Raw genomic sequence first — 24,126 nt, forward strand, 5'->3', positions numbered from 1 at the left:
TTAATAAATGTTTACTAAAACGTTTTGGTAAAGTTTATCATGTCAAAATATAATTTGAAAAGCAACCCCTCAATTCAGAATTAAAAGAAAAATCAGTCGATTGAATCATTTTTCCATTAAAAAAGCAATTCGTAAAAATTATACGAATTGCTTTCTTAATATAATTTTAAAGCGAAAGTAATCGTTACTCTTCTGCTTTTTCCAGTTCTTTTTCCAGTCCTTCGGCAAATAAACCATATACATAACGTTCTGCATCGAATGGTTGCAGATCGTCCATTTTTTCACCAAGTCCTACAAATTTCACAGGGATGTGCAGTTTATTGCGAATAGCCAATACGATACCGCCTTTTGCCGTACCATCCAGTTTTGTTAAAACAATACCTGTTACATTTGTTGCCTCTTTGAACATTTGAGCCTGAACAAGCGCATTTTGGCCTGTTGTCGCATCCAATGCAAGAAGTACTTCATGTGGTGCATTCGGAATTTCACGAGAAATTACACGATGCACTTTTTCAAGTTCGTTCATTAAGTTGACTTTGTTTTGCAGACGGCCGGCTGTATCACAAATTAAAATATCGACACCGCGGTTTTTAGCTGCACGAATAGCATCATACATTACTGCTGCAGGGTCGGAACCTTCTGATTGTGCAATAACTTCTACACCGACACGGTCGCCCCATACTTGCAGCTGCTCAATGGCACCGGCACGGAATGTGTCTCCCGCTGCCAACATCACAGATTTCCCTTCAGATTTTAAACGGTGGGCCAATTTACCGATTGTCGTAGTCTTTCCGACACCATTAACACCAACAAATAAAATAACCGTTAAATCTCCGCTCTGCTGAATATTTAATTCTGTTAAATTTTCTTCACCAGATTCATAAATTTCAACAAGCTTTTCGGAAATGATCGCCTGAATTCCGTTTGTATCTTTAATGTTTTGACGCTGTACTTCAAAACGTAATTTATCCATTAATTCCATCACTGTTTCAAAGCCGACATCCGCTTGCAGCAGGACATCTTCTAGCTCTTCAAAGAAATCTTCATCCACTTTACGATAACGTGCAACTAAATCGTTTACTTTAGAAGTGAAAGAGTTACGTGTTTTTTCCAATCCCGCTTTAAACTTCTGGGTAATCGACCACGCAGACTGCTTTTGAGGTTGCTCCTCAACATCTGTTTCCGATTGATTAGAAATCTCTTCTTCAACAGGTTGAACTTCTTCAATTGGCGGCTGCTCAACTGTTTCTTCCTGCTCTTTTTCAACAGCTTGTTCAGTTTCAGGAATTTCTTCCTCTACCGTTTCGATTAGTTGATTTTCTTCCTGCACTTGTTCGTCAAGCGGTAACAAATCCACCTGTTGTTCTTGTTGTTCTTGTTGTTCTTGCTGTTCACTGCTACCTGCCAGTTTTTCTTTCAGTCGCTTAAAAAAACTCATTTTCCGCCACTCCCTTGCGCTACTAATTCAGCATGTTCTTCCAGTTTTACCGATACAAGTTTCGATACACCCGACTCTTGCATTGTAATACCATACAGAACATCTGCCCCTTCCATCGTGCCTTTACGGTGTGTAATGACGATGAATTGAGTATGCTCACTAAATTTACGTAAATATTCACTATAACGCACAACATTCGATTCATCCAATGCTGCTTCAACCTCATCCAATATACAGAATGGTACAGGTCGTGTATTTAAAATCGCAAACAATAAAGCAATAGCCGTTAATGCACGTTCTCCGCCAGAAAGCAGACTTAAGCTTTGCAGTTTTTTCCCTGGTGGTTGGGCAATAATTTCAATGCCCGTTTCTAACATATTATTAGGATCCAACAGCACCAGGTCCGCCGTACCGCCGCCAAACAGCTCTCTGAACGAAATGACAAATTGCTTACGGATCTGCTTAAATGTTTCACTGAAGCGTTCTGTCATTTCTTCATCCATCTCGCCGATTGCTTTGTGCAGCGTATCTTTTGCAGCAACTAAATCTTCTCGTTGTTCACTTAAAAATGTATAGCGTTCCTGAACACGTTCATATTCCTCAATCGAAGTTAAATTGACTGGACCAAGTTCTTCGATCGATTGCTTCAACAGCTTCACTTTCCGTCGAACATGTTCTTCGTCTTCAATGCTGATTGCTTCTTCTTGAGCAGATAATACATCTAATTCATATTGCTCGAGTAATTGCTCTTGCAGACTATTCATTTCAAATTCAATTCGGCTGCATTTCAGCTCGAGTGCACGCAATGCATCAACATAGCTTTTATGTACTCGCTGTATTTCCTGCAGGTGAATTTCATTTTCCGTAACTTGCTCATGCAAAGTAGAACGCAGTGTACGGTTCTTTTGAATAATTTCTGTCAGTACGTCTTTTTTCTCCGTCCATTCGACAATTGTTTGGGCCAATTCTTCTGCGGATGGCCCATTTAAGCCATCTTCAGATTCTACCCAGTCGATTTCCCGGGAAATTTTTTCGACATTTGCCTGTGCTTTAGACAAATTCAGTTCAATTCCTGCAATCGATGCTTGTACTTGTGTCAATTGCTCTTGGGCAACTGCAAGCTCAGATCGTTGTTGGGCTAACTGTTCACGCAACACATCTTTTTGCGTTTCACTCTGTGCCTTAGCGATTGTCAGTTCATCAACCGTTTGCTGGATTTCCTGTAATTCTTTACTTAATTCAGTCAATCGTGATTGTGCAGCTGACTGCTGTTCGTTTAATGACTCTTTACGTGTCGATAATGAAGTTTGCTCCGACTGTGTAATCGTTACTGTTGTCTGTAAGTTCTTCACGATCATATCGAGTTCCATAAGCTTCGAACGATGAATTTGCTCTTGCTCACGCATTGATTCACCTTGCAGCTTCATCTCTTCCAATGAGTGTCGTAATGTTGCAATCTGTTCTTTCTTCGTCGCTACCGTTTGCTCGGCAGAATGGATTGTTGATTCCATTTCTCCCAATGTCGATACGAGTTTGTCGAGTTCCGCTTTACGCGAGAACAATGAACTTTGCTGCTTTACGGCACCACCAGTTAAAGAACCACCAGCATTCACGATGTCCCCTTCAAGGGTAACAACGCGGTACTTAAATCCGCATAAACGGGCAATTTGGCTCGCACCTTCCAAAGAAGATGCTACTAATACATTACCTAAAAGGTTTTCAATAATTGTCGTATTTTCCTGTGCATAATTTACTAGTTCATATGCCATTGCAACATATGCTGGATGTGATTGAATATCACTTAATTGCTGTGCATGAATTTTCCGTGAACGCATTACTGTTTTCGGTAAAAATGTTGCACGGCCTGCACGTTTTTGCTTCAACCAGCCAATTGCTTTTTGGGCATGTTGTTCATTTTCAGTCACAATATGCTGTGAAGCTGCACCTAATGCAGTTTCAATAGCCTGCGAGTATTTCGCCTCGACTTGAATCAGCTCGGCTACCGCACCTTCGATTCCTTGCAGTTCTTTACGATCTCGCGCTAAAAGGACTTCCTTAACACCATGGAAGAAGCCTGAGAAATCAGCCTCAAGTTCAGCCAATGTCTCTTTACGCGCTTTTAATTGCTGATGATGCTGATAAGCCTTATACAATAATGCTTGCTTTTCATCTAAATCGGCAGTCGCTGATTTTAACTGAAGCTGCATGACATCAAAATGATTAAGTTGCTCTTTCACAGACAGTTCCGCCTGTTCAAGTGCACGTTCTGTCACTTCTTTTGCAATGAGTGCTTCAGTCAGTTCTTTTTGAATTTCAGATGAACGACCCGTCATTCGCTCAACAGTTGCCTGTTCCTGCGAAAGTTGTTGATCGATATGCTTTAATTCATTTTTAACGGTCGCTTCTTCGTTAAGCAAGTTAATGTACGTATTTTTCGCATTTTCAATTTCTTGTTCGATTTCCGAAGCAGAGCGTGTTAAAGCTTGCTCGACCTGCTTTAGCGTCGAACGAATTTCGGTAACGATTTTTTGCTTTTCTGTAAACTGACCGCGTTTTTCCCGTTCAGCTTCTTGCAGATCTTTTACCGTATTGGCTGCTTCCGTTAAGCTTTCACGTAATTGTTGAATTTGTTTTTCTGCATTTGAACGCTTTTCGTTAAATAACGCTTTACGGCCTTCCCATCGCTCTACTTCCGCGCTCGCCTCGACAAGCTGTTCTTGAGAACTGTCCAGCACTTCGTCAATCGCTTTTAACTCCGTACGCATTTTGCGCAATTGTTGTTCAACTGTCGCAATTTCAGTTGCATGTTCTTTTTCGGTTGCTGTTAATTTCCGCTGTTCTTCAGTATAGCCTTGCAATACTTTCCCGTTTGCACGGATATCATGAACCATTAATGCTATATCAAAATCTTTCAGCTCTTCGGTCATTCGCACATAATCTTTCGCGCTGGACGCCTGAATTTTCAATGGCTCCAGACGCTGGTCGATTTCATGCAAAATATCGAGAACCCGATTTAGATTTTCATCTGTTTCTACAAGCTTATGCTCTGCTTTTTTCTTGCGCTGCTTATATTTTAAAACACCTGCAGCCTCTTCAAAAATACTGCGGCGGTCATCTGGACGGCTGTTTAAAATTTCATCAACTCGCCCTTGCGAAATAATGGAAAAGGCTTCTTTCCCAAGCCCCGAATCCATAAACAAGTCTGTAATATCCTTCAGACGACATTGCTGGTTATTCAGTAAATATTCACTTTCGCCTGAACGATAAACACGTCTCGTCACACTTACCTCTGTATAAGGTATTGCTACTAGTTCATCTGAATTATCTAAAACGAGTGTAACTTCAGCAAAGTTCAGTGCTCTTCTTGATTCACTTCCTGCAAAAATAACGTCTTCCATTTTGGCTCCACGCAGACTTTTGGCAGACTGCTCTCCTAATACCCACCGGATTGCATCTGTTACATTACTTTTCCCACTACCATTTGGTCCTACAACTGCTGTAACACCAGGTACAAAATCAATCCCGATACGTTCGGCAAATGATTTAAAGCCTACTACTTCGAGTCTTTTAAGGAACATGTTATTCCTCCTCTTGCTTTGACTGCTTAAGCATCAGCATGGCACTTTGTGCTGCTTGCTGCTCAGCCTCTTTCTTTGATTTTCCACGGCCAATACCTAACTCCTGGCTGTTTAACAATACACGTGAAACGAATGTTCGATTATGTGCTGGACCTTTTTCATCAACAATTTCATAATGTAAAAGGCCGTTATTTGTTTGTTGAATAATTTCTTGTAATTGACTTTTAAAATCCATCACATGCGAAAAAGCACCGACTTCAACTTTAGGGAATACGACACGTTCTAAAAATGCGACAACTACTTCTAGACCTTGATCTAAATAAAGGGCTCCGACAAATGATTCAAATACGTCAGCAAGTAATGCCGGACGTTCGCGACCACCTGTTAATTCTTCACCTTTACCTAATAAAACGAATTGTCCGAAGTTTAGTTCATTCGCAAAAACAACTAGTGATGGCTCACAAACGATTGATGCACGTAATTTCGTAAGTTCCCCTTCGCTCATATTCGGAAATTTTTCAAATAAATATTTTGATACAGATAACTCTAATACAGCGTCCCCTAAAAATTCTAATCGCTCGTTGTCCGTAAATAATTTGCGGCGATGCTCATTCACATAAGATGAATGGGTAAATGCTTGATATAATAAATCTTTATTCTGGAAATGAATGTTCATTTCGTTTTCTAAAACTTGGAATTGCTCTTTTACTTTTTCAGGGAGTACACCGGGTTTCTGGTTGTTCCCTTTTTTTCTATAGGTCATGTACTTTCTGCCTTCCTTCTAGTTTCTATCGTTTAGTTTACCTTGTTCTATAGCATTGTGCAAAGGGTATCAGTCAAATTCCTATCAAATTTCGTTTTATTTGTTCAGTCAACTAGAAACTGCTATTTAACGCAATTTTCAGACGCGAAAAAGGCTGTACAAAAGTCGTTGTGACTTCGTACAGCCCTGTGTTTTATAAATGAATTAGCTAATTTTGCTTTCGATGTATGAAATTGCATTACCAACTGTTGCAATTTTTTCTGCATCTTCATCAGAAATTTCCATATCGAACTCATCTTCAAGTTCCATTACTAACTCAACAACATCTAATGAATCTGCACCTAAATCCTCACGGAATGATGCTTCTAATTTCACTTCGCTTTCGTCAACGCCTAAACGGTCAACGACTACTTTTGAAACACGCTCAAATACTGTAGACAAATCAGTCACCTCCCCTCAATGAATCTAACCTGTTGATTTCCGTTCCTGGTATACTTGACCCCCAAGTATCATCAACTTAATTGCTTATATTTCAATAATATTAAGCCATTACCATGCCGCCGTCTATTTGGAGCGTTTGGCCTGTAATGTAGTTGGAACTGTCTGATGCGAAAAATACGACAGCTTTTGCGATATCTTCCGGTTGACCTAGTTTTGCCAATGGAATCTGTTTAAGCATACCTTCTTTTAAATCTTCCGGTAAGCCTTCTGTCATTTCCGTTGTAATAAAGCCTGGTGCAATGGCATTGACTAAAATATTACGTGATGCAAGTTCCTGCGCAGTTGTTTTCGTCAGACCGATCACACCCGCTTTTGCCGCTACGTAGTTTGCCTGTCCGGCATTTCCGGCAACCCCTACGATTGAAGAAATATTAATAATTCGTCCTGCACGCTGTTTCATCATTTGACGCGTAACAGCTTTTGTACAAAGGAAAACACCTTTTAAATTCGTATTGATGACATCATCCCATTCGTCATCTTTCATACGCATTAATAGGTTATCGCGCGTGATGCCCGCATTGTTCACTAAAATATCAATTGAACCGTACGTATCAAGCGCTGATTTCATCAAATTCTGTACAGAATCTGCATCTGCCACATTTGCCTGTACAGCAATTGCTTCGCCGCCATTTGCTTTAATTTCTTCTACAACTTCCTGTGCCTTTTGCTCGCTCCCGCTATAATTGACAACGACTTTTGCACCTTCACTTGCCAATTGTAATGCGATCGCGCGACCAATGCCACGAGATGCCCCTGTTACGACAGCACATTTCCCTGTTAAACCCATTGTTTCCACTCCTTTGATGCCTCAACAACTTGTGTCAAACTCGTCTCATCATATACACAGTATGTTTGTACATTGCGGTCGATTTTTTTCACTAAGCCTGATAATACTTTTCCAGGTCCGCATTCAATAAAGACCGTTACCCCTTCAGCAATAAGCTTTTCAATGTTTTGCTGCCATTGTACAGAGCTTGTTACTTGGGCAACCATTTCTTCTTTAATTGCTTCAACCGTTGTTAAAAGCTCTGAAGTCACATTGCTCACTACCGGAATTTGTGGTTCCTGTAATGGTAAATTTGCTACTGTATTTCTTAAATTATGTGCCGCTTTCTGCATTAATGAACTATGGAAGGGACCGCTTACGACTAAAGGTAAAGCTCGTTTTGCTCCTGCTTCCTTCGCTCTTTTACATGCTTCGTCAACACCTTGTTTCGTCCCTGAAATCACAATCTGGCCCGGACAGTTAAAGTTCGCTACTTGAACGACTTCTCCTTCAGCGGATACTTGTTGGCAAATGGCGTCTAGTTTTTCTCCGTCTAACGCCAATATAGCTGCCATTGCTCCTTGACCTGCAGGTACTGCCTCGTCCATAAATAACCCCCGTCTATGAACCGTTTGAACTGCATCCTCAAAATCAATTACTCCTGAAATGACAAATGCACTGTATTCTCCTAATGAATGTCCCGCAGTATATTGCGGCGCAATACCAGCTTCAATCAGCTTATTTGCGATCATCACCCCTGATGTCAACAAAGCTGGCTGAGCATGATATGTCAGTGTTAATGTTTCTTGTGGACCGTTTAACATATAGTCCGACAATGGAAGGTTCAACACTTCGTTTGCTCGTTCATAATACTGTTTGCTTACTTCATCATTCGCAACAAACTCCGCACCCATCCCTACAGTTTGTGAACCTTGTCCTGGAAAAATAAAAGCAATTTTTGTCATTTGATAATCCCCTTTGTGAAAAAGCTTATTCTGGTTTTGGCAATTGCTCAATTTTTTTGGCAATTGTTTCGCATACTTTATGCTCTACCATAATTGTCGCTTGGCGAATTGCACTGTAAATCGCACGTGCATTCGACGAACCATGCGCTTTAATAACAGGTGCCTTCAGACCAAATAAAGCCGCTCCACCATATTCTGTATAATCCATTTTATCTTTTAACTGTTTTAAATCATTTTTTACTAATGCTGCAGCAATTTTCGTTTTTGTCGTGGCAAATAATGCATCCTTCAACATTTTGAAAACCGTACCTGCTGTACCTTCAATTGTTTTCAGCACCATATTGCCTGTAAACCCATCCGTTACGACAACATCAGCGACCCCATTCAGTAATTCGCGTGCTTCTACATTGCCTTCAAAGTTAAAATCCGCTTCTTTCAGTAAAGTGAATGCCGCTTTCGTTAATTCATTACCTTTTTTATCTTCAGTTCCGATATTTAATAAACCAATACGAGGTGCTTTTTGACCGCGTACCTGCTTCACATAGATATCACCCATAATTGCGTACTGTAATAAGTTTTCAGGTTTTGCATCTGCATTTGCCCCTAAATCAAGCATAAGGAAGCCATCACCATTCATCGTCGGTAATGTCGTTGCCAATGCAGGACGCGCTACCCCATCAATACGCCCTACTTTGAAAAGTCCGCCTGCCATTAAAGCACCAGTATTTCCTGCAGATAAACAAGCGTCCGCCTTTCCTTCAGCAACCGCATCCAGCATACGAGCCATTGAAGAATCCTTTTTGCGGCGTACTGCGCGTGCCGGGTCATCCTCTGCCTCTACAACTTCACTACAATGAACAACCGTTAGGCGATCGTGATTTTTTAAATACGGTGCCATTTTTTGTTCATCGCCATATAAATCAATTGTTAATTTCGGAAAATCTTCAAGGGCCATGAAGACACCTTCCACGATTGCCTGTGGTGCGTTATCTCCACCCATACCATCTACTGCTATTTTCATGTTGTTTCTTCACCTTTCATCCGATACATTTCAAACTCTCCCTTGAAAACTATTTCATTATCAACAGAAGAAGTCACTTCGATAAATGTACGGTTTTTATCAGGGTTTTTCCCTTTTACAACTGCCTTCGTTACGACGCGGTTTCCTGCTCGAACCGGTTTCACGAAAGCTACATTTGATTTTACAGTAAGGGCAAGCTCATCATCAATTACTGCTACCGCCAAAGAATTAGCCTGTGCAAATAAATGGTGACCGCGCGCTATGCCGTTGCGCTGAAATACATGCTCTTCTCCAACATCAAATATTGAAATTGCCCGATTATCCAGCTCTATATCAATAATTTCACCGATGACTTCATCAAGTGGCAATGATTTTACTTCATCATATTTTTTAGCAGCAACATCTTTAATACGTTCACGCAATTCCGGAATAGCGAGTTCCATGCGATCCAATCGAATTGTTTGAACGCTCACATTAAATTCAGCTGCTAATTGTTCATCTGTCACGAAAGGATTGTCTGCGATCTGTTCAGTCAATAACGACTGTCGCTCTTTTTTGGAACGCTTCATCGTATTTGTTACCTACCTTTAATTTTCTAAAAGATTAGTATTAGCACTTGGTACTAATATCAATATACATGTATAAAAAAAAGAACGCAACAACTTTTTGTCGCGTTCCTAAAATCTTATGCTTCAAGGCTTAGCTGCCACAGCACACCAAACTTATCTGTTACTTGCCCATAGCACTTGCTCCAAAAGGTCTCCTGTAACTCCATTACGACCTTTCCGCCTTCTCTTAAACCATCGAAAATATATCGGATTTCCTGCTCGTCTTTTGACGTATAGGCAATGCTGATATTGTCCCCTACCGTCACTTGCGGAGAGCCCGGATACGTATCGGAAAACATCATTTGACCTTCCTGCAGTTCAATTTGAGCATTCATTACCAAATCTTTTGCTTCTGGTGGAATAGGGCGCTCAGGATTTGGCGGTAATTCTCCAAAAGTTGAAATCGTTACACTTTTGGCATTAAACAGTTCTGCATATAACACCACTGCCTCTTTTGCTTGTCCATTTAACACGAAATACGGATACAGGTTTCCCATCTTATAACCTCTTTTCAGCATTTTTAAGTAGCCTAAATAGTTTTCCACCAATTACAGGTTCTAATCGTTTAATCAATTCGTTCTCCTTGCAGAACGCCAGAAGCCGTTAAATCTTCTCGTAAAAATTCATATTCCGGATCTTGCCAAAATGCTTCATCATAAAGCATTTTCTCGGCATCCTGTCTTGCCGTTTCAAGTGCCCGGTAATCATGGACAAGGTCGGCCAATTTAAATTCCGGCAATCCGCTTTGTCGTTTCCCGAAGAAATCGCCTGATCCGCGCAGCTCCAAATCTTTTTCGGCCAGGCGGAAACCGTCATTCGTCTCGGTCATACTCATCATACGTTCTTTTCCTTCATCTGTTTTCGGATCGGCAATCAGTACACAATAGGATTGATATTCTCCACGGCCGACACGACCTCGCAGCTGGTGAAGCTGTGCTAAACCAAAACGCTCGGCATCATAAATTGTCATGAATGTTGCGTTTGGAACGTTTACCCCAACTTCGACAACAGTTGTCGATACAAGCACATGAATTTCCCCATCACTAAATGCTCGCATGACCGCATCTTTTTCGTCCGAATGCAGTCGACCATGCATAAGGCCGATTTCAAAACGGGTGCCGAAATACGCCTTCAATTGTTCGTAGGCTTCCACTGCATTTTGCACATCCAGTTTATCGGACTCTTCGATTAACGGAGCAATGACATACGCTTGGCGGCCTGCTTCAAGTTCTTGCGTCATGCGCATCAATACACTGTTCAGCTGTTCTTTCTTCAGCCAATGTGTTTCAATCTCTTTCCGCCCTGCAGGCAATTCATCAATAATCGAGACATCCATCTCGCCAAAAGCTGTAATGGCTAATGTACGCGGAATAGGTGTTGCGGTCATGAATAGCACATCCGGATTTTCACCTTTTTCACGCAGTACTCGACGTTGTTCTACACCAAAACGATGCTGTTCATCTGTAATGACAAATCCCAGCTTCTTGAATTCAACATCCGGCTGAATGAGTGCATGTGTCCCAATGAGAATATCGATTTCTCCTGCTGCCAGCTGCGCCAATAATTCACGGCGCGCCTTTGTTTTTGTGGAGCCCGATAATAGAGCTATCCTGACGCCGATCGGATCAAACCACATATGCAAGTTTTCCGCATGCTGTTCTGCTAAAATTTCAGTCGGTGCCATTAAAGCCCCCTGATACCCAGCCGTTACAGCTGCATATAGGCCGATTGCCGCCACGACCGTCTTCCCTGAACCAACATCCCCTTGAAGTAGGCGGTTCATACGTTGCGGCAGCAATAAATCTTTGCAAATTTCATTGACAACCCGCTTTTGTGCACCTGTTAACTCATACGGCAGAGTCGAAATAAATTCCTTTAATTTTTCCAGATCAAAGCGAACGGAAATCCCTTTTTCATTTTCCTTATTCGCTTTTCTCAATGCTTGAATACGCAGCTGGAACTGCAGTAATTCTTCGTATACGAAGCGGCGTCGCGCCTGTTTTGCATGGTCTGCACTTTGCGGAAAGTGTACCCCTTCAAGCGCATCTTGAATGTTAACTAACTGATAGCTCTCTCGCAGATAATTCGGCAATGTTTCAGGCAGTTGTTCCATTACGGTATCCAACGCCTGGCGCATATATTTACGGAAGCGCTTTTGCTGAATATTCCCTTTCAAACTATAAACAGGCTCAAAATCAACTTGTTCTGTCTTCGGCCCGAATGTCACGGACGATCCGACAATAACTTGACGTCCGCGATCCCATTTTCCGGTAACCGTAATTATGCCGCCAGTTGAAATTTTTTGCCGCAAATAATTTTGATTGAAAAACACAACTTTAATTAAATGTCTTCCTGCAAGAGCCGTAAATTGTAGTCGGGATTTATTTTTCCCTAAAAATAATACGGTCGGTTCACTTTCGACACGTGCTTCAATCGTCACACGCTCATTATGCGGTGTTTCAGTTAAATCTTTTAATCGAAAATCTTCATGGCGGTATGGAAATGTCCAAATCAAGTCATGGATTGTCTCGATGCCAATTTTCATTAAATTTTCGGCTGTTTCTTTTCCGATTCCCTTTAATTGTGAAACTGGCTCATGAATCATTGTCGACACTTCCTTTACGAATTTTTTATAATTTAACAATATCATAAAATGGGTGCATATGTTCCCTCACAAACTAAAAAAAGAACACAAAAATTTGTGTTCTTTTTTTAGTTATTTAGTACTTTAAGATTTCTATATTCAATTTCATCAGTTTCTGAACTGATAGTTAGTTACTGCCTACACGTGATTTTAGTAGGCTTTTCAGGTCTCCGCCTTCAAAGATTGCATGGGTAATGGCTTTGCCTGTTGGTGTTGCAGCTAAACCGCCCCGCGCCGTTTCTTTCAAGTTCGGGCTCATCGCCTGACCGATTCGGTACATTGCGCCGATAACCTCATCACATGGAATGCGGCTTGTCACTCCTGCTAATGCCATATCCGCTGCGACTAATGAGTTGGATGCACCCATTGCATTACGTTTCACACAAGGTACTTCCACCAAGCCTGCAACCGGATCACATACTAATCCGAGCATATTTTTCAGCGTGATTGCAAATGCTTCCGAACTTTGCTGCGCTGTTCCGCCAGCCATTTCTACAATCGCTGCTGCCGCCATTGCCGATGCACTGCCGACTTCCGCCTGACAGCCGCCTTCCGCACCTGAAATTGATGCATTGTTCGCAACGATAAATCCAAACGCTCCCGATGTGAATAAATAACGAATCATTTGTTCACGTGTCGGATTTAATTTATTCTGAACTGCAAATAATGTCCCCGGAACTACTCCCGCTGAACCTGCAGTTGGAGTCGCACAAATTGTACCCATTGCCGCGTTCACTTCATTTGTTGCAACAGCTTTGCTGACAGCATCAAGTAAAAGGTCTCCGGCTAATGTATTACCTTTTTTAATATAATTTTGAATGAGTACAGCATCGCCACCTGTTAAACCTGTTACGGACTGTACACCTTTTAGGCCGCGCTCTACTGCTTCTTCCATAATCGTTAAGTTGCGGTCCATCTGTGTAAAGATTTCTTCACGCGAGCGACCTGTAATTAACATTTCCTGCTCGATCATCAATTCAGAAATAAGCTTTCCTTCTCTTTCGGCTAACTCCACTAACTCACGAACACTGCGGAATAAAACATCCATATTTGTCACTCCTTAGTTATTAATTTTCGATACTTTCGTAATATGTGGAATGTATGAAATTTGCTCTAATAGACGCTGATCAATGTTTTGATCGACTTCTATTACCATTAAAGCGGTTAAACCACGTTCAATACGCGATACTTCCATATGTCCAATATTAACATCATGCATGGCTAGACAGTTCGCCACGTTTGCAATACAGCCTGCACGGTCATCATGCACAACTAAAATTGCCGGCATCCCGCCTGTCAGACGCAGCTTAAATCCATTCACTTCACTAATTTCAATTTTACCTCCGCCGATCGAAATGCCTTCAACGCTCATTTCTGATTCGTCATCACCCATTAAAATCCGCGCAGTATTCGGATGCTCTTTATTAGCTGTTTCCGGAATAAACTCAAACTGTAGACCTGCCTTTTCTGCTTCCGCAAAAGAAGTTTTAATCCGTTCATCATCCGTATCATAATCTAGTAATCCACCGACAATCGCCACATCTGTACCATGGCCGCGGTATGTTTCGGCAAAAGAACCGTATAAATAAATTTTCGCCCATTTCGGCTGACGTCCAAACAAGTCGCGTGCAACACGTCCAATTCGTGCTGCCCCTGCTGTATGTGAAGAGGACGGACCAATCATAACAGGTCCAATAATATCAAAAACCGATGTAAATTTCATAAAGTTATCCCCCCATATTCTTTCATACTTTCATTTACTCCTAGTGTACTCATTTTCTCTGCAATTAACAAACTTCTTGTTGTAAAAACAGAATAATAACCAAATTGAGGATTATCCTCCATAAGTTTACGCTGGCATGTAAGCAGTAAGGAAATATGCTAGAATTATTCCCCCTTAACTAATCCAATATAGGAAACACTACCGATACCGATTAAAAACCCATGTCACTCTGCTTAAACATAATGAAAGCAGTGCATACATGAGTGTACACACTGCTTTCACTATTGATTTTATTCTACGGATAAAATGAACGGATACAGGGATTGCTTACCTTCAACTATTTCCACTTCAGCATCCGGATAATTTTCTTCGATAAAGTTTTGTAATTCATCGGCTTGTTCTGCTGTCGCATCTTCACCATAAATGATTGTGATGATTTCTGAATCTTCATCCATTAATCCTTCAAGCACTTTTTTCGCTGCGTCCATCATTTCAGGAGTGGATAAAATAATTTTACCTTCAGCTAATGCCATATAATCATCTTTGCGAATTTCAACACCGTCGATCGATGTATCACGTACTGCAAAAGTTACTTGACCTGTCTTCACATGTGCAAAGCCTTGTGTCATGTTTGCCTTATTCGTTTCAACCGACTCAGCAGGATTGAATGCTAAAACAGCTGCCATTCCTTGAGGGATCGTTTTTGTCGGTACAACCGCTGCTTCAATATCCAGAAGTTCAGCTGCTTGCTCTGCCGCCATAATGATATTTTTGTTGTTCGGTAAAATTAGTACACGCTCTGCCCCAATTTCTTTTACAGCCTTTACGATATCTTCTGTAGAAGGGTTCATCGTCTGTCCGCCTTCAATTACATAAGAAGCACCGATCGAGCGTAGAAGATTGGATACACCTTCACCCATTGCAATCGTTACAATCGCATATGGCACTTTTGTTTTTTGCTGTTTCGCAGGTGCTTGTGGAGCATCGTTGACAATCGCAGAATGCTGTTCACGCATATTGTCTACTTTAATTTTAATTAAGCTACCATATTTTTGACCCGCTGCAAGTACGGCACCTGGAGTTTCCGAGTGTATATGTACTTTTGCAATTTCATCGTCCGAGATTACCAGTAGTGAATCGCCCATCGGATTCAATTCTTGGCGGAACTGCTCTTCATCAAATGGTGATTTATCTTCCTCTAAACGCACCATGATTTCTGTACAGTATCCAAATTCAATGTCAGATGTGTCCATGAAGTCTTGTACACGGTGATGTTCTGCATTAATTAAATCGTCCAGTGAAGATTCATTTTTTTCCGGTAGTGGCTCGCCTTTCATAGAAGCAAGGAAACCTTCATAAACGAACAGCAATCCTTGGCCGCCGCTATCAACAACGCCCACTTCTTTTAATACAGGTAAAAGATCCGGCGTACGGTTTAATGATTGTTTTGCTTCCTCGATGAATGCTTCCATCAGCACAATCATATCTTCTTCTGTTTCAGCAACTTCCACACCTTTTGCTGCTGCTTCACGAGCGACCGTTAGGATTGTCCCTTCCACTGGTTTCATAACGGCTTTATAGGCAGTATCTACACCAGCCTGAAATGCATTCGCTAAGCTTTTCGCATCGATTTCAGCTTCTTTTTCAATCGCTTTACCGAACCCGCGGAATAACTGCGATAAAATTACGCCCGAATTTCCGCGTGCGCCCATTAGTAAGCCTTTTGATAAAGCCTGAGCTGTTTTACCGATATGTGCACTTACATTGGCTTCTGTTTCATCTGCACCAGATGTCATTGATAAATTCATATTTGTCCCTGTATCACCATCCGGCACAGGGAATACATTTAGCGAATCTACATAAGCTGCATTTTGGTATAGGTGATGTGCACCCATTTGTACCATTTCAGCAAATTTAATTCCGTCTAAAGACTTCATTCGATTCATTTCCTCCTCTTACACATTCGCAACACGAACGCCTTGAACAAAAATATTAACTGATTTAACGCTCATACCTAATGTTTTATTTACTGTATATTTTACTTTGGATTGTACTTGATAAGCGATTTCAGAAATTTTCGTACCATAGCTTACAATAATGTACATATCAATATGTAAGTCATCACCTTCTTGGCGAATGAGCACACCTTTTGCAAAATTCTCTTTTCGTAAAATATCTGTTAAACCATCACGAATTTGATGTTTTGATGCCATGCCTACAATGCCATAGCATTCAATCGCTGCTCCACCAGCAATTTGAGCAATAACATCATTGGATATATCAATATGACCGAATTCGTTATTTAATTCTACTGACATAGTGAATGCCCCCTTGGCTCTATTTGACTAATTTATATTGTACTACACAAAAGTCGATTATAAAAGAAAACGTTCATCTACGTCTAGCCTGAAGTCGTTTTTTAAACTTTCTATTTATTAGGCTTCTCTATATTTTTAAACGGAACAACATCATACTATAATAATTTTTTAGCACAATCTAATTAGAGTATTCGACAATTTCCGGTTGTTATACAAAGAACCATTTATGAAACGTATCACTTAGCTATATTTCGAAAAAAATTCGATATGATTATGCAAAATGGAGATTTTCGCCGGTAGTTGGCTGATTAAATCACCGTCAACATTCAGCGGAAGCGCTTCATTCGCGCTAATATACATTTCATGCGCATTCAATTTAATAATATTGTCGTCATACTCATAATTGCCTGTCAGCAGGTTTTTAGCTGTGCCTACCACTTGTAGTGTGTTCGTACTTTTAATAATAAATCCGTGCAAAAGACCGTCTGATTTGTCGGCATCTTCATTCAGGCGGCGGAAGCTTCCGACTGAATCGGTCAATACACAGATGAAGAGCATCATATTTTCTTTATATGTTTGTCCATCTGCCTTAACTTCCATTTCGTAAGAGTCATTTTGAATAGCCGCTTTCACACCTTCAAATAAATAAGCGAGCGAACCAAGTGACGTTTTTTGTTCCACCGTCACATCGCCGACTGCTTCTGCCAACAATCCAATCGCAATGACATTCGTGAAGTAATGATCATTCACTTTCCCGATATCAGCTTTTGTTGTTTTTCCGCCAAGTAACGCTATCGCTTCATCCGGATCAAGCGAGATATCCAATGCACGGGCAAAATCGTTGACTGTACCCAATGGGACGATTCCTACAACAGGGCGGTGAGACTGCTCTGCAATGCCATTGATTCCTTCATTTAATGTACCGTCTCCGCCGACTAAAATGACCGCATCATATTTTTCTTCGCATGCCATTTTAGCGAAGCGGGTTGCATCCTTTTCCCCTGCTGTTTCATTCACAACAACTTCATAATTATGTAATTGTCCAATAATTTTCTTTTCGTACTCACTTGCATTTTCTTTTCCTGAAGAAGGATTGATGATAACCATACATTTTTTCATAACTGATTCCCCCAAGTAATTAGTTTATATAGTACGTTACCTTTTCCAGAAAGTTTTTAATCTTGATTAAGCAAAATGGGGTGTAAAGGTTTTTTTCTTGAAAGGTTATGCAAAATGTCTTGCACTCATTGACTCTGTATGTTAAATTATTATGGTATGTGAAATAACGAACTGAAATAAAGATTTCAGATTCAGCTGTAAGGAGGAATTTTACAATGCCAAAACAATGCGTAATTACTGGCCGTAAAGCTCGTACAGGCAACAACCGTTCACACGCTATGAACGCTAACAAACGTAGTTGGGGTGCTAACCTTCAAAAAGTTCGTATCTTAGTTGACGGTAAGCCAAAACGTGTATGGGTTTCTGCTCGTGCTTTAAAATCAGGTAAAATCGAGCGCGTATAATCGCGTATAGAGTATCAGCAATGCTGGTACTCTATTTTTTTGCGTAAAAAGCCAGAAAAAATACAGCCCATAATCGCTATGAGCTGTAGCCAGGATCTTTATTTTTCTTTTTTATCTCTACGAAACAACTTCACGCAGCCTCTTGCCACACCGCTTAACCACTTAGGCATTTGGAATGTATATACTTTCAGCGTTGTTCCTCCTTAATCTTTACTCTTTATCATTAAACATATGCCTTCCTTAAATGAAATAGACCCTGTACCTTTTATTTCATTGCTTGTGAAACGCGTTGTCCCCTGTTCAATCACTTCATCTGTCGTTTCATATTTAACCCCTCGCAACGTAACGTTCTGAAGAGTTTTTCCATAGGCAAAAAACGATACATAAGTATAATGATCTTCTTTCAGAATATGTGTACCCGGCAGTAAAAATTGAATGATATTATGAGAATTAATGATTTTAAAAGTAATATGAGGATACTGCTGCTGCATAAGAAAAACTGATCTTAGAGTCGCTTCGTAATGATCCAAGCGCCCGCCTGTAACACCCGTTAAAAAAACTTCCTGTGGCTCATATGTAAGTGCCTTCAGCAAGGCTAAGTCTGTATCCGTCTCATCTTTTTCCGCCTGAAACTGTTCAACATGGTCTACAACTTCGGAAATCCGCGCAAATTCCTCCGCTGTAATAGAATCAAAATCACCGACAATGCTGTGTGGATGTATGCCTTTGTCCACTAAATATAATGCGCCCCGGTCGACTCCAATCCATATATCCGGTGTTAAAGAAAAGGCGACCTCATGAACGGGGCCGCCTGAGCAGATTGCTACAATCACTGAATTGCCGCTAATCCTGCTTGTTTAATTTCCTGTAAAGCTTGTGCGCGATCTTCTTTACTGTAAATAGCTGAACCCGCAACAAAAATCGTTGCACCTGCTTTTGCACAAGGTACGATTGTTTCAGCGTTAATTCCGCCATCAATTTCAATTTCGATATTCAGGCCACGTTCTTTAATGATTTTCGATAATGCTTCCACTTTAGGCACAACCGATTCAATGAACTTTTGCCCGCCAAAGCCTGGGTTAACCGTCATAAACAGCACCATATCAACATCTTCCAAAATATGCTGAATCGTTTCAATCGGCGTATGCGGATTTAATACAACACCCGGTTTAACACCAAATGAACGAATTAACTGGATTGTACGGTGCAAATGGCGGCATGCTTCAACATGTACTGTAATGTAGTCTGCACCTGCTTTTGCAAATTGTTCAATATACTGATCCGGATTTTCAATCATTAAATGTACGTCCATCGGTAATGTAGAAAGGGGGCGAATTGCTTCTAATGCAATCGCACCAAATGAAATATTTGGTACGAAATGGCCGTCCATTACATCGATATGAATCAATTCCGCTCCTGCGGCTTCTACTTCTTTTACCTCTTGTCCCAGCTTTGCAAAGTCTGCTGCTAAAATTGATGGTGCAATTTTAATCATGTCTAATACCTCGGCTTTCGGTCAATAATTTCTTGTAAAATTTGTTCATAATGTTCATAGCGGTACGTACGGATTTCACCGGTTTCTACCGCCTGTTTTACAGCACATTTCGGTTCCTTTATATGCAGGCAGCCACGGAACTTACAATTCTCGCTAATACGTTCGAACTCTGGTAAACAGGATGTCAGCTCTTCTTTTTCTATCATTTCAAAATCAAAAGAACTAAAGCCTGGTGTGTCCGCCAATAGTCCGCCGCATACTTCAATCAGCTCGACGTGGCGAGTTGTATGTTTCCCGCGCCCTAAACTTTTTGAAATAATACCTGTTTTTAAGTCAAGCTCAGGAAGCAATGTATTTAATAATGTTGACTTCCCTACACCTGACTGTCCAGCAAGCACCGATGTTTTTTCCTGCAAGTATGGTTCAATTTTCTCCAGCAATGTCGGATCATCAATGTATGTTTCGATAATGTCATAGCCGATTTTCTTATAGTCGTCAATGTATGTTTGTAAATGTGCACGTTCGGCATCATTCAATAGATCCATCTTCGTCAAAATAATGATCGGCTGCACATGGAACGACTCGAGAACGACTAAAAAACGGTCGAGCAGTACTGTATTAAAATCCGGTTCTTTTGCGGAAAACACTAGTAAGGCCTGATCTACATTTGCAATCGGCGGCCGAACGAGCTCATTATGGCGTTCCAGAATTTTATCGATTGAACCATCCGATTCGCCATCATAAGAATATTCCACAAAATCGCCGACAAGTGGAGATTCTCCGCGATTACGGAAAATCCCTCGAGCGCGACATTGAATTAAATCACCGTCTTTTTCAACATAATAATAACCGCTTAATGCTTTTCGAATTTGGGCTTGCGCCATCCAATTCCTCCTTATTCCGCCAATTCTTCATAAGTAATTGTTTTATTTTCAATTACATTGTTATCCCGTACAATTTGGTAGGCTGCTTTGTCCCCTTCAACAATAACCAGCTTAATTGTATATAAAGTATCTTCAGTTATTGTTATCGTTTCTACAGGCTCTGCCATTGTACGTGTTTTGTCCTGAATGTAAATGGAGACTTCTTGTTCCATCCCTTCCTCTAAAGGCTCGTACGGAATTTCAATTGTATTTGTATAGAATTTTTCCTGTTTTGCTTTTGGCCCTTTTGAGATGACGACATTGATTGTGCCGCCTTTTTCAAGCTTTGTGCCTGCTTTTGGTGTTTGACTGATTACTTCACCGGCCGGTTTATCCGAATGTTCTTCACCTGTTACATTCACTTTAAAACCTGAGCTTTTTTCATATTCTGAACGGTTTGCTTCGTTAAATGCCTTTAAGTCACGCACCGTTACTTGCTCTTGCCCTCTGCTAACCGTTAAAACAACATCCGTCTCATTGACGTGAATTTCCTCTCCGGCTTCAGGTGTTTGAGCGATAATTTCGCCTGCTGGATGCTCAGAAGAATATTCCTCTTTGAAATCATAGTCGTTAAATTCTTCTAACGCATCCATTACCTCATCCCGCTGCTTGCCGATGAAATCTTCCATCTTTGTCATTTCCTTACCGATGCTGACGATTAAATCAACCGTAGTACCTTTCTCACGTTCCCGACCTGCTTGCGGATTCGTTTCGATGATATTTCCGGATTCAATCTCTTCATTGTTGCGTTCTTCTTGTTCTCCTATAACGAAGCCTTGCTCTTCTAAAATTCGAATCGCTTCTTCAACCGTCATATCTGTCACATCTTCTACGACTACTCTATTTGGAGTCAGGAGAACAGCAGCTACTACTGCACCAATTGTTAAAAGAACTAATAGCCCAACGATTAGCGGCCATTTTTTCTTTTTCTTTTTTTGTTTTGGCGTTTTTTGCGGCTTCGGTTCTTCCTCTGATGGCGGTTTTGAATCAATCCGGACTGTTTGTTCCGTTATACCGGTAGATGGCTCTTGCACCAGGATAGGTACGGGTTTGGGATCTTTTATAATCGGGATCAGCTTTGTCGCCCCGTCATCTACCGGCGGCATAAATTTAGGTTCATTCACGCGTTGTAATGATAAGCATGTATTTAAATCTTCTTCCATCTCTTCTGCATTGCTGTAGCGGTGGTTTTGATCTTTCGCTGTTGCCTTTAAAACAATATTTTCCACACTTTGCGGAATGCTTGCATCGAATTCACGTACTGAAGGTGTTTCCGACTGCAGATGTTTTAATGCAATGGATACAGCAGATTCTCCCGAAAATGGCAATTCTCCTGTTAACAGCTCATAAAAGACAATCCCAAGTGCATATAGATCCGACTTCATCGTTGCTAAACCGCCGCGCGCCTGCTCCGGGGATAAATAATGGACAGTTCCGATGACTGAGTTCGTTTGAGTGAAGCTTGTTGCTCCAAGTGATGTTGCAATCCCGAAATCAGTAATTTTCACATTGCCTTCTTCGTCCATCAATATATTTTGTGGCTTTATATCTCGATGAATTATGCCGTTTTCATGTGCATGGGCAATCGCCGATGTTAGCTGCTTCATAATATGGACACTTCGCGCTGCAGATAAAGGTGAAAACTCTTGTATGTATTGTTTTAATGTTTTCCCTTTAATGTATTCCATGACAATATAGTGCATATCCCCATCTTCGCCAACATCATAGATGCTTACGATATTAGGATTAGTCAAACTTGTTGCAGACAATGCTTCACGCTGGAAACGACGGTGCAATTCTTCTTCATTTGATAAATCATAACGCAATATTTTGATTGCGACGTCACGACTTAAAATAATGTCGTGTGCCAAATATACATTTGACATCCCGCCACCGCCAATTAATTTTAAAATTTTATAACGGCCACTTATATGTTTTCCTACTAGCATTGTTACACCTCCTGCACCGTTGTCATTAAGATAAGGGAAATATTATCTTCTCCGCCACGATCATTTGCAATCTGAACTAATTTTTTTCCTTTTTCCTGAATGGAAGCCGTTGCTGTAATAATTTCGCCCATTTCCTCTGTAGACAGTTTATTACTTAACCCATCAGAACAAATGAGTAAAAAGGCCTCATTTGATAAAGTGATTTCATAAAAATCAGGTTCAATCGATATTTCTGTACCGAGTGCTTTTAAAATAAAGTTCCGTTGAGGATGATTTTGTGCCTCTTCTTCACTAATTTCTCCATTTTCCAATAAAATATTTACATAAGAATGATCTCTCGTTACTAACTTTACTGTTTCGTTTGTAATATGGTATACACGACTATCGCCGACATGGCTTATCGTGCAATCATTCTTGTCAAGCAACACAGCAATCATTGTCGTTCCCATACCTTGACAATTTTCATGTGTTAATGAATAATGATATATTTTTTGATTAATATGTGACACCGCATTACGCAACCATTCCAGCTTTAACTGTTTTGTTGCAAAACTTTCTGCATTTTCTTCTTTAAAGAGTTCATGCATTTCGGTAATAACCATTTCACTCGCTACATCACCAGCATTATGACCACCCATACCATCTGCTAAAATCGCAAGCTTAAAATGATCGGGGCGCTCAAAAAACGCGGCCCGATCTTCATTTATTTTTCGCTTTAACCCAATATCACTTTCCACTGTAAAGTTCACTATAGTCCACCTACTTTGTTTCGTGTGATCGTTCCTGTGCACGTAACTGGCCACATGCAGCTGCAATATCTGCACCTTGCTCACGGCGGATTGTTACGTTAATCCCCTGCTCCTTAAGCGTTCTTTCAAAAGCAAAAATTTTACTGCGTGATGTACGAATATAATCACGCTCCGGCACGTAGTTAATCGGAATTAAGTTGACATGACATTTAATATTTTTAATCAGCTTCGCCAGTTCCATCGCTACTTCTTCTGTATCATTTTGCCCTGACATTAAACCGTATTCAAATGTGACACGACGTCCTGTTTTCTTCGTATAGTATTTTACTGCTTCCATCAATTCTTCTAATTTATATGCTTTAGCAATCGGCATTAATTTCTGACGGGCCTCTTGGTTCGGTGCGTGTAGAGAAACCGCAAAGTTAATTTGCATACCTTCATCTGCGAATTCGTAAATTTTCGGCACGATTCCTGAAGTCGAAACCGTAATATGGCGGGCACCGATATTTAATCCTTTGTCATCATTCATAATTTTAAGGAAGTTCATCATTGCATCATAGTTATCAAAAGGCTCACCAATACCCATAATTACGATTGATGATACGCGCTCTTCTGTTTCATCAAGCTGTTGTTGTACTTTTACGACCTGCTCAACAATTTCTCCTGCCATTAAATGACGCTTCAAGCCACCTAATGTAGATGCACAGAATGTACAACCGATACGGCATCCTACTTGTGTCGTTACACAAATTGAATTTCCGTAATCATGTCGCATCAATACCGTTTCAATTGAATAGCCGTCCTGCAGCTGGAATAAAAACTTGATTGTACCGTCTTTTGATTCCTGCTTAATAATTGTTGAAAGTGTCGTTAATGCAAACTCGGCTTCCAGCTTTTCACGCAATGATTTCGGTAAGTTTGACATTTCTTCAAACGTTTGGACACGTTTTTCATAAAGCCATTCATATATTTGCGCTGCACGGAAAGCCTTTTCTCCATTTGCTGTTAGCCATTCCTTCATTTCATCTAAACGTAAAGAATAGATTGAAGGTTTTAACTGTGGCTTTTCCTTTTTCACACGTCGTACCGGCTTATCTGCTGTTTCTTCCACTAAATCCTGAATTCGTTCATCAAATTGTTTTAATTGTTCTTGCTCCATTAG

22 protein-coding genes are annotated in these 24,126 nt (G+C 40.7%); 1 reads left to right on the top strand and 21 read right to left on the bottom strand.

The features are described 5' to 3' along the window. Nucleotides 1–184: 184 nt before the first annotated feature. The 15 genes from ftsY to M3166_RS09320 form a co-directional block, all read right to left on the bottom strand. Nucleotides 185–1,438 carry a signal recognition particle-docking protein FtsY gene (gene ftsY / locus M3166_RS09250; RefSeq protein ID WP_251689393.1) on the bottom strand — a complete coding sequence of 418 codons (1,254 nt, stop codon included), beginning with the start codon at nucleotides 1,436–1,438 and terminating at the stop codon, nucleotides 185–187. After that, complete coding sequence (gene smc, locus M3166_RS09255; RefSeq protein WP_251689395.1) at nucleotides 1,435–5,016, bottom strand: chromosome segregation protein SMC; 3,582 nt, start codon at nucleotides 5,014–5,016, stop codon at nucleotides 1,435–1,437. The genes ftsY and smc overlap by 4 nt, the downstream gene beginning before the upstream one ends. Before the next feature lies 1 nt (nucleotide 5,017). Further along, nucleotides 5,018–5,779, bottom strand: coding sequence for a ribonuclease III (gene rnc, locus M3166_RS09260; RefSeq protein WP_251689397.1), 762 nt, complete (start codon nucleotides 5,777–5,779; stop codon nucleotides 5,018–5,020). A gap of 204 nt (nucleotides 5,780–5,983) precedes the next feature. After that, nucleotides 5,984–6,220: an acyl carrier protein gene (gene acpP, locus M3166_RS09265; protein ID WP_008403327.1), complete on the bottom strand. Its 237-nt coding sequence runs from the start codon at nucleotides 6,218–6,220 to the stop codon at nucleotides 5,984–5,986. A 100-nt stretch (nucleotides 6,221–6,320) separates the two neighbouring features. Beyond that, complete coding sequence (gene fabG / locus M3166_RS09270; protein ID WP_251689399.1) at nucleotides 6,321–7,067, bottom strand: 3-oxoacyl-[acyl-carrier-protein] reductase; 747 nt, start codon at nucleotides 7,065–7,067, stop codon at nucleotides 6,321–6,323. Further along, nucleotides 7,058–8,011, bottom strand: coding sequence for an ACP S-malonyltransferase (fabD, locus tag M3166_RS09275; protein ID WP_251689401.1), 954 nt, complete (start codon nucleotides 8,009–8,011; stop codon nucleotides 7,058–7,060). The genes fabG and fabD overlap by 10 nt, the downstream gene beginning before the upstream one ends. Before the next feature lie 25 nt (nucleotides 8,012–8,036). Further along, nucleotides 8,037–9,032 carry a phosphate acyltransferase PlsX gene (gene plsX / locus M3166_RS09280; RefSeq protein WP_251689403.1) on the bottom strand — a complete coding sequence of 332 codons (996 nt, stop codon included), beginning with the start codon at nucleotides 9,030–9,032 and terminating at the stop codon, nucleotides 8,037–8,039. Continuing rightward, on the bottom strand, nucleotides 9,029–9,601 hold the full coding sequence (gene fapR, locus M3166_RS09285) for a transcription factor FapR (RefSeq protein ID WP_079525130.1): 573 nt from the start codon (nucleotides 9,599–9,601) through the stop codon (nucleotides 9,029–9,031). Before fapR ends, plsX begins: the two co-directional genes overlap by 4 nt. Before the next feature lie 116 nt (nucleotides 9,602–9,717). Next, on the bottom strand, nucleotides 9,718–10,137 hold the full coding sequence (locus M3166_RS09290; RefSeq protein ID WP_251689405.1) for a VOC family protein: 420 nt from the start codon (nucleotides 10,135–10,137) through the stop codon (nucleotides 9,718–9,720). A gap of 68 nt (nucleotides 10,138–10,205) precedes the next feature. After that, nucleotides 10,206–12,245 carry an ATP-dependent DNA helicase RecG gene (recG, locus tag M3166_RS09295; RefSeq protein WP_251689408.1) on the bottom strand — a complete coding sequence of 680 codons (2,040 nt, stop codon included), beginning with the start codon at nucleotides 12,243–12,245 and terminating at the stop codon, nucleotides 10,206–10,208. Between the two features lie 166 nt (nucleotides 12,246–12,411). Next, the gene (sdaAA, locus tag M3166_RS09300) at nucleotides 12,412–13,332 is read right to left on the bottom strand and encodes an L-serine ammonia-lyase, iron-sulfur-dependent, subunit alpha (RefSeq protein WP_251689411.1); all 921 of its coding nucleotides are present in this window, start codon (nucleotides 13,330–13,332) and stop codon (nucleotides 12,412–12,414) included. Between the two features lie 12 nt (nucleotides 13,333–13,344). After that, the gene (gene sdaAB / locus M3166_RS09305; protein WP_079525121.1) at nucleotides 13,345–14,007 is read right to left on the bottom strand and encodes an L-serine ammonia-lyase, iron-sulfur-dependent subunit beta; all 663 of its coding nucleotides are present in this window, start codon (nucleotides 14,005–14,007) and stop codon (nucleotides 13,345–13,347) included. Nucleotides 14,008–14,297: 290 nt separating this feature from the next. Beyond that, nucleotides 14,298–15,944 carry a DAK2 domain-containing protein gene (locus M3166_RS09310; RefSeq protein ID WP_251689414.1) on the bottom strand — a complete coding sequence of 549 codons (1,647 nt, stop codon included), beginning with the start codon at nucleotides 15,942–15,944 and terminating at the stop codon, nucleotides 14,298–14,300. An 18-nt stretch (nucleotides 15,945–15,962) separates the two neighbouring features. Then, entirely contained in the window at nucleotides 15,963–16,325 is a 363-nt protein-coding gene (locus M3166_RS09315) for an Asp23/Gls24 family envelope stress response protein (RefSeq protein ID WP_008403339.1), read from the bottom strand. 240 nt (nucleotides 16,326–16,565) lie between these two features. Continuing rightward, nucleotides 16,566–17,444: a diacylglycerol/lipid kinase family protein gene (locus M3166_RS09320; protein ID WP_251689415.1), complete on the bottom strand. Its 879-nt coding sequence runs from the start codon at nucleotides 17,442–17,444 to the stop codon at nucleotides 16,566–16,568. A 215-nt stretch (nucleotides 17,445–17,659) separates the two neighbouring features. Between M3166_RS09320 and rpmB the strand changes: the two genes are divergently transcribed. Continuing rightward, nucleotides 17,660–17,848: a 50S ribosomal protein L28 gene (gene rpmB, locus M3166_RS09325; protein WP_251689417.1), complete on the top strand. Its 189-nt coding sequence runs from the start codon at nucleotides 17,660–17,662 to the stop codon at nucleotides 17,846–17,848. Between the two features lie 203 nt (nucleotides 17,849–18,051). On the opposite strand, the gene M3166_RS09330 is transcribed toward rpmB, so the two are convergent. The 6 genes from M3166_RS09330 to rlmN are packed head-to-tail and all read right to left on the bottom strand — an operon-like array spanning nucleotide 18,052 to nucleotide 24,123. Then, nucleotides 18,052–18,681 (bottom strand): thiamine diphosphokinase, encoded by a 630-nt coding sequence (locus M3166_RS09330; protein ID WP_251689419.1) that lies wholly within the window; start codon nucleotides 18,679–18,681, stop codon nucleotides 18,052–18,054. Then, nucleotides 18,678–19,343, bottom strand: coding sequence for a ribulose-phosphate 3-epimerase (gene rpe, locus M3166_RS09335; RefSeq protein ID WP_251689421.1), 666 nt, complete (start codon nucleotides 19,341–19,343; stop codon nucleotides 18,678–18,680). The genes M3166_RS09330 and rpe overlap by 4 nt, the downstream gene beginning before the upstream one ends. Before the next feature lie 2 nt (nucleotides 19,344–19,345). Continuing rightward, nucleotides 19,346–20,227 (bottom strand): ribosome small subunit-dependent GTPase A, encoded by an 882-nt coding sequence (gene rsgA, locus M3166_RS09340; protein ID WP_251689423.1) that lies wholly within the window; start codon nucleotides 20,225–20,227, stop codon nucleotides 19,346–19,348. Nucleotides 20,228–20,238: 11 nt separating this feature from the next. Further along, complete coding sequence (gene pknB / locus M3166_RS09345) at nucleotides 20,239–22,215, bottom strand: Stk1 family PASTA domain-containing Ser/Thr kinase (protein WP_251689426.1); 1,977 nt, start codon at nucleotides 22,213–22,215, stop codon at nucleotides 20,239–20,241. A 2-nt stretch (nucleotides 22,216–22,217) separates the two neighbouring features. After that, the gene (locus M3166_RS09350; protein ID WP_251689428.1) at nucleotides 22,218–22,964 is read right to left on the bottom strand and encodes a Stp1/IreP family PP2C-type Ser/Thr phosphatase; all 747 of its coding nucleotides are present in this window, start codon (nucleotides 22,962–22,964) and stop codon (nucleotides 22,218–22,220) included. Between the two features lie 10 nt (nucleotides 22,965–22,974). After that, on the bottom strand, nucleotides 22,975–24,123 hold the full coding sequence (gene rlmN / locus M3166_RS09355; protein WP_285848811.1) for a 23S rRNA (adenine(2503)-C(2))-methyltransferase RlmN: 1,149 nt from the start codon (nucleotides 24,121–24,123) through the stop codon (nucleotides 22,975–22,977). Nucleotides 24,124–24,126 lie beyond the last annotated feature (3 nt).

Origin of the sequence: Solibacillus isronensis (assembly GCF_023715405.1) — a bacterium.
GTDB classification, from domain to species: Bacteria; Bacillota; Bacilli; order Bacillales_A; family Planococcaceae; genus Solibacillus; species Solibacillus isronensis_B.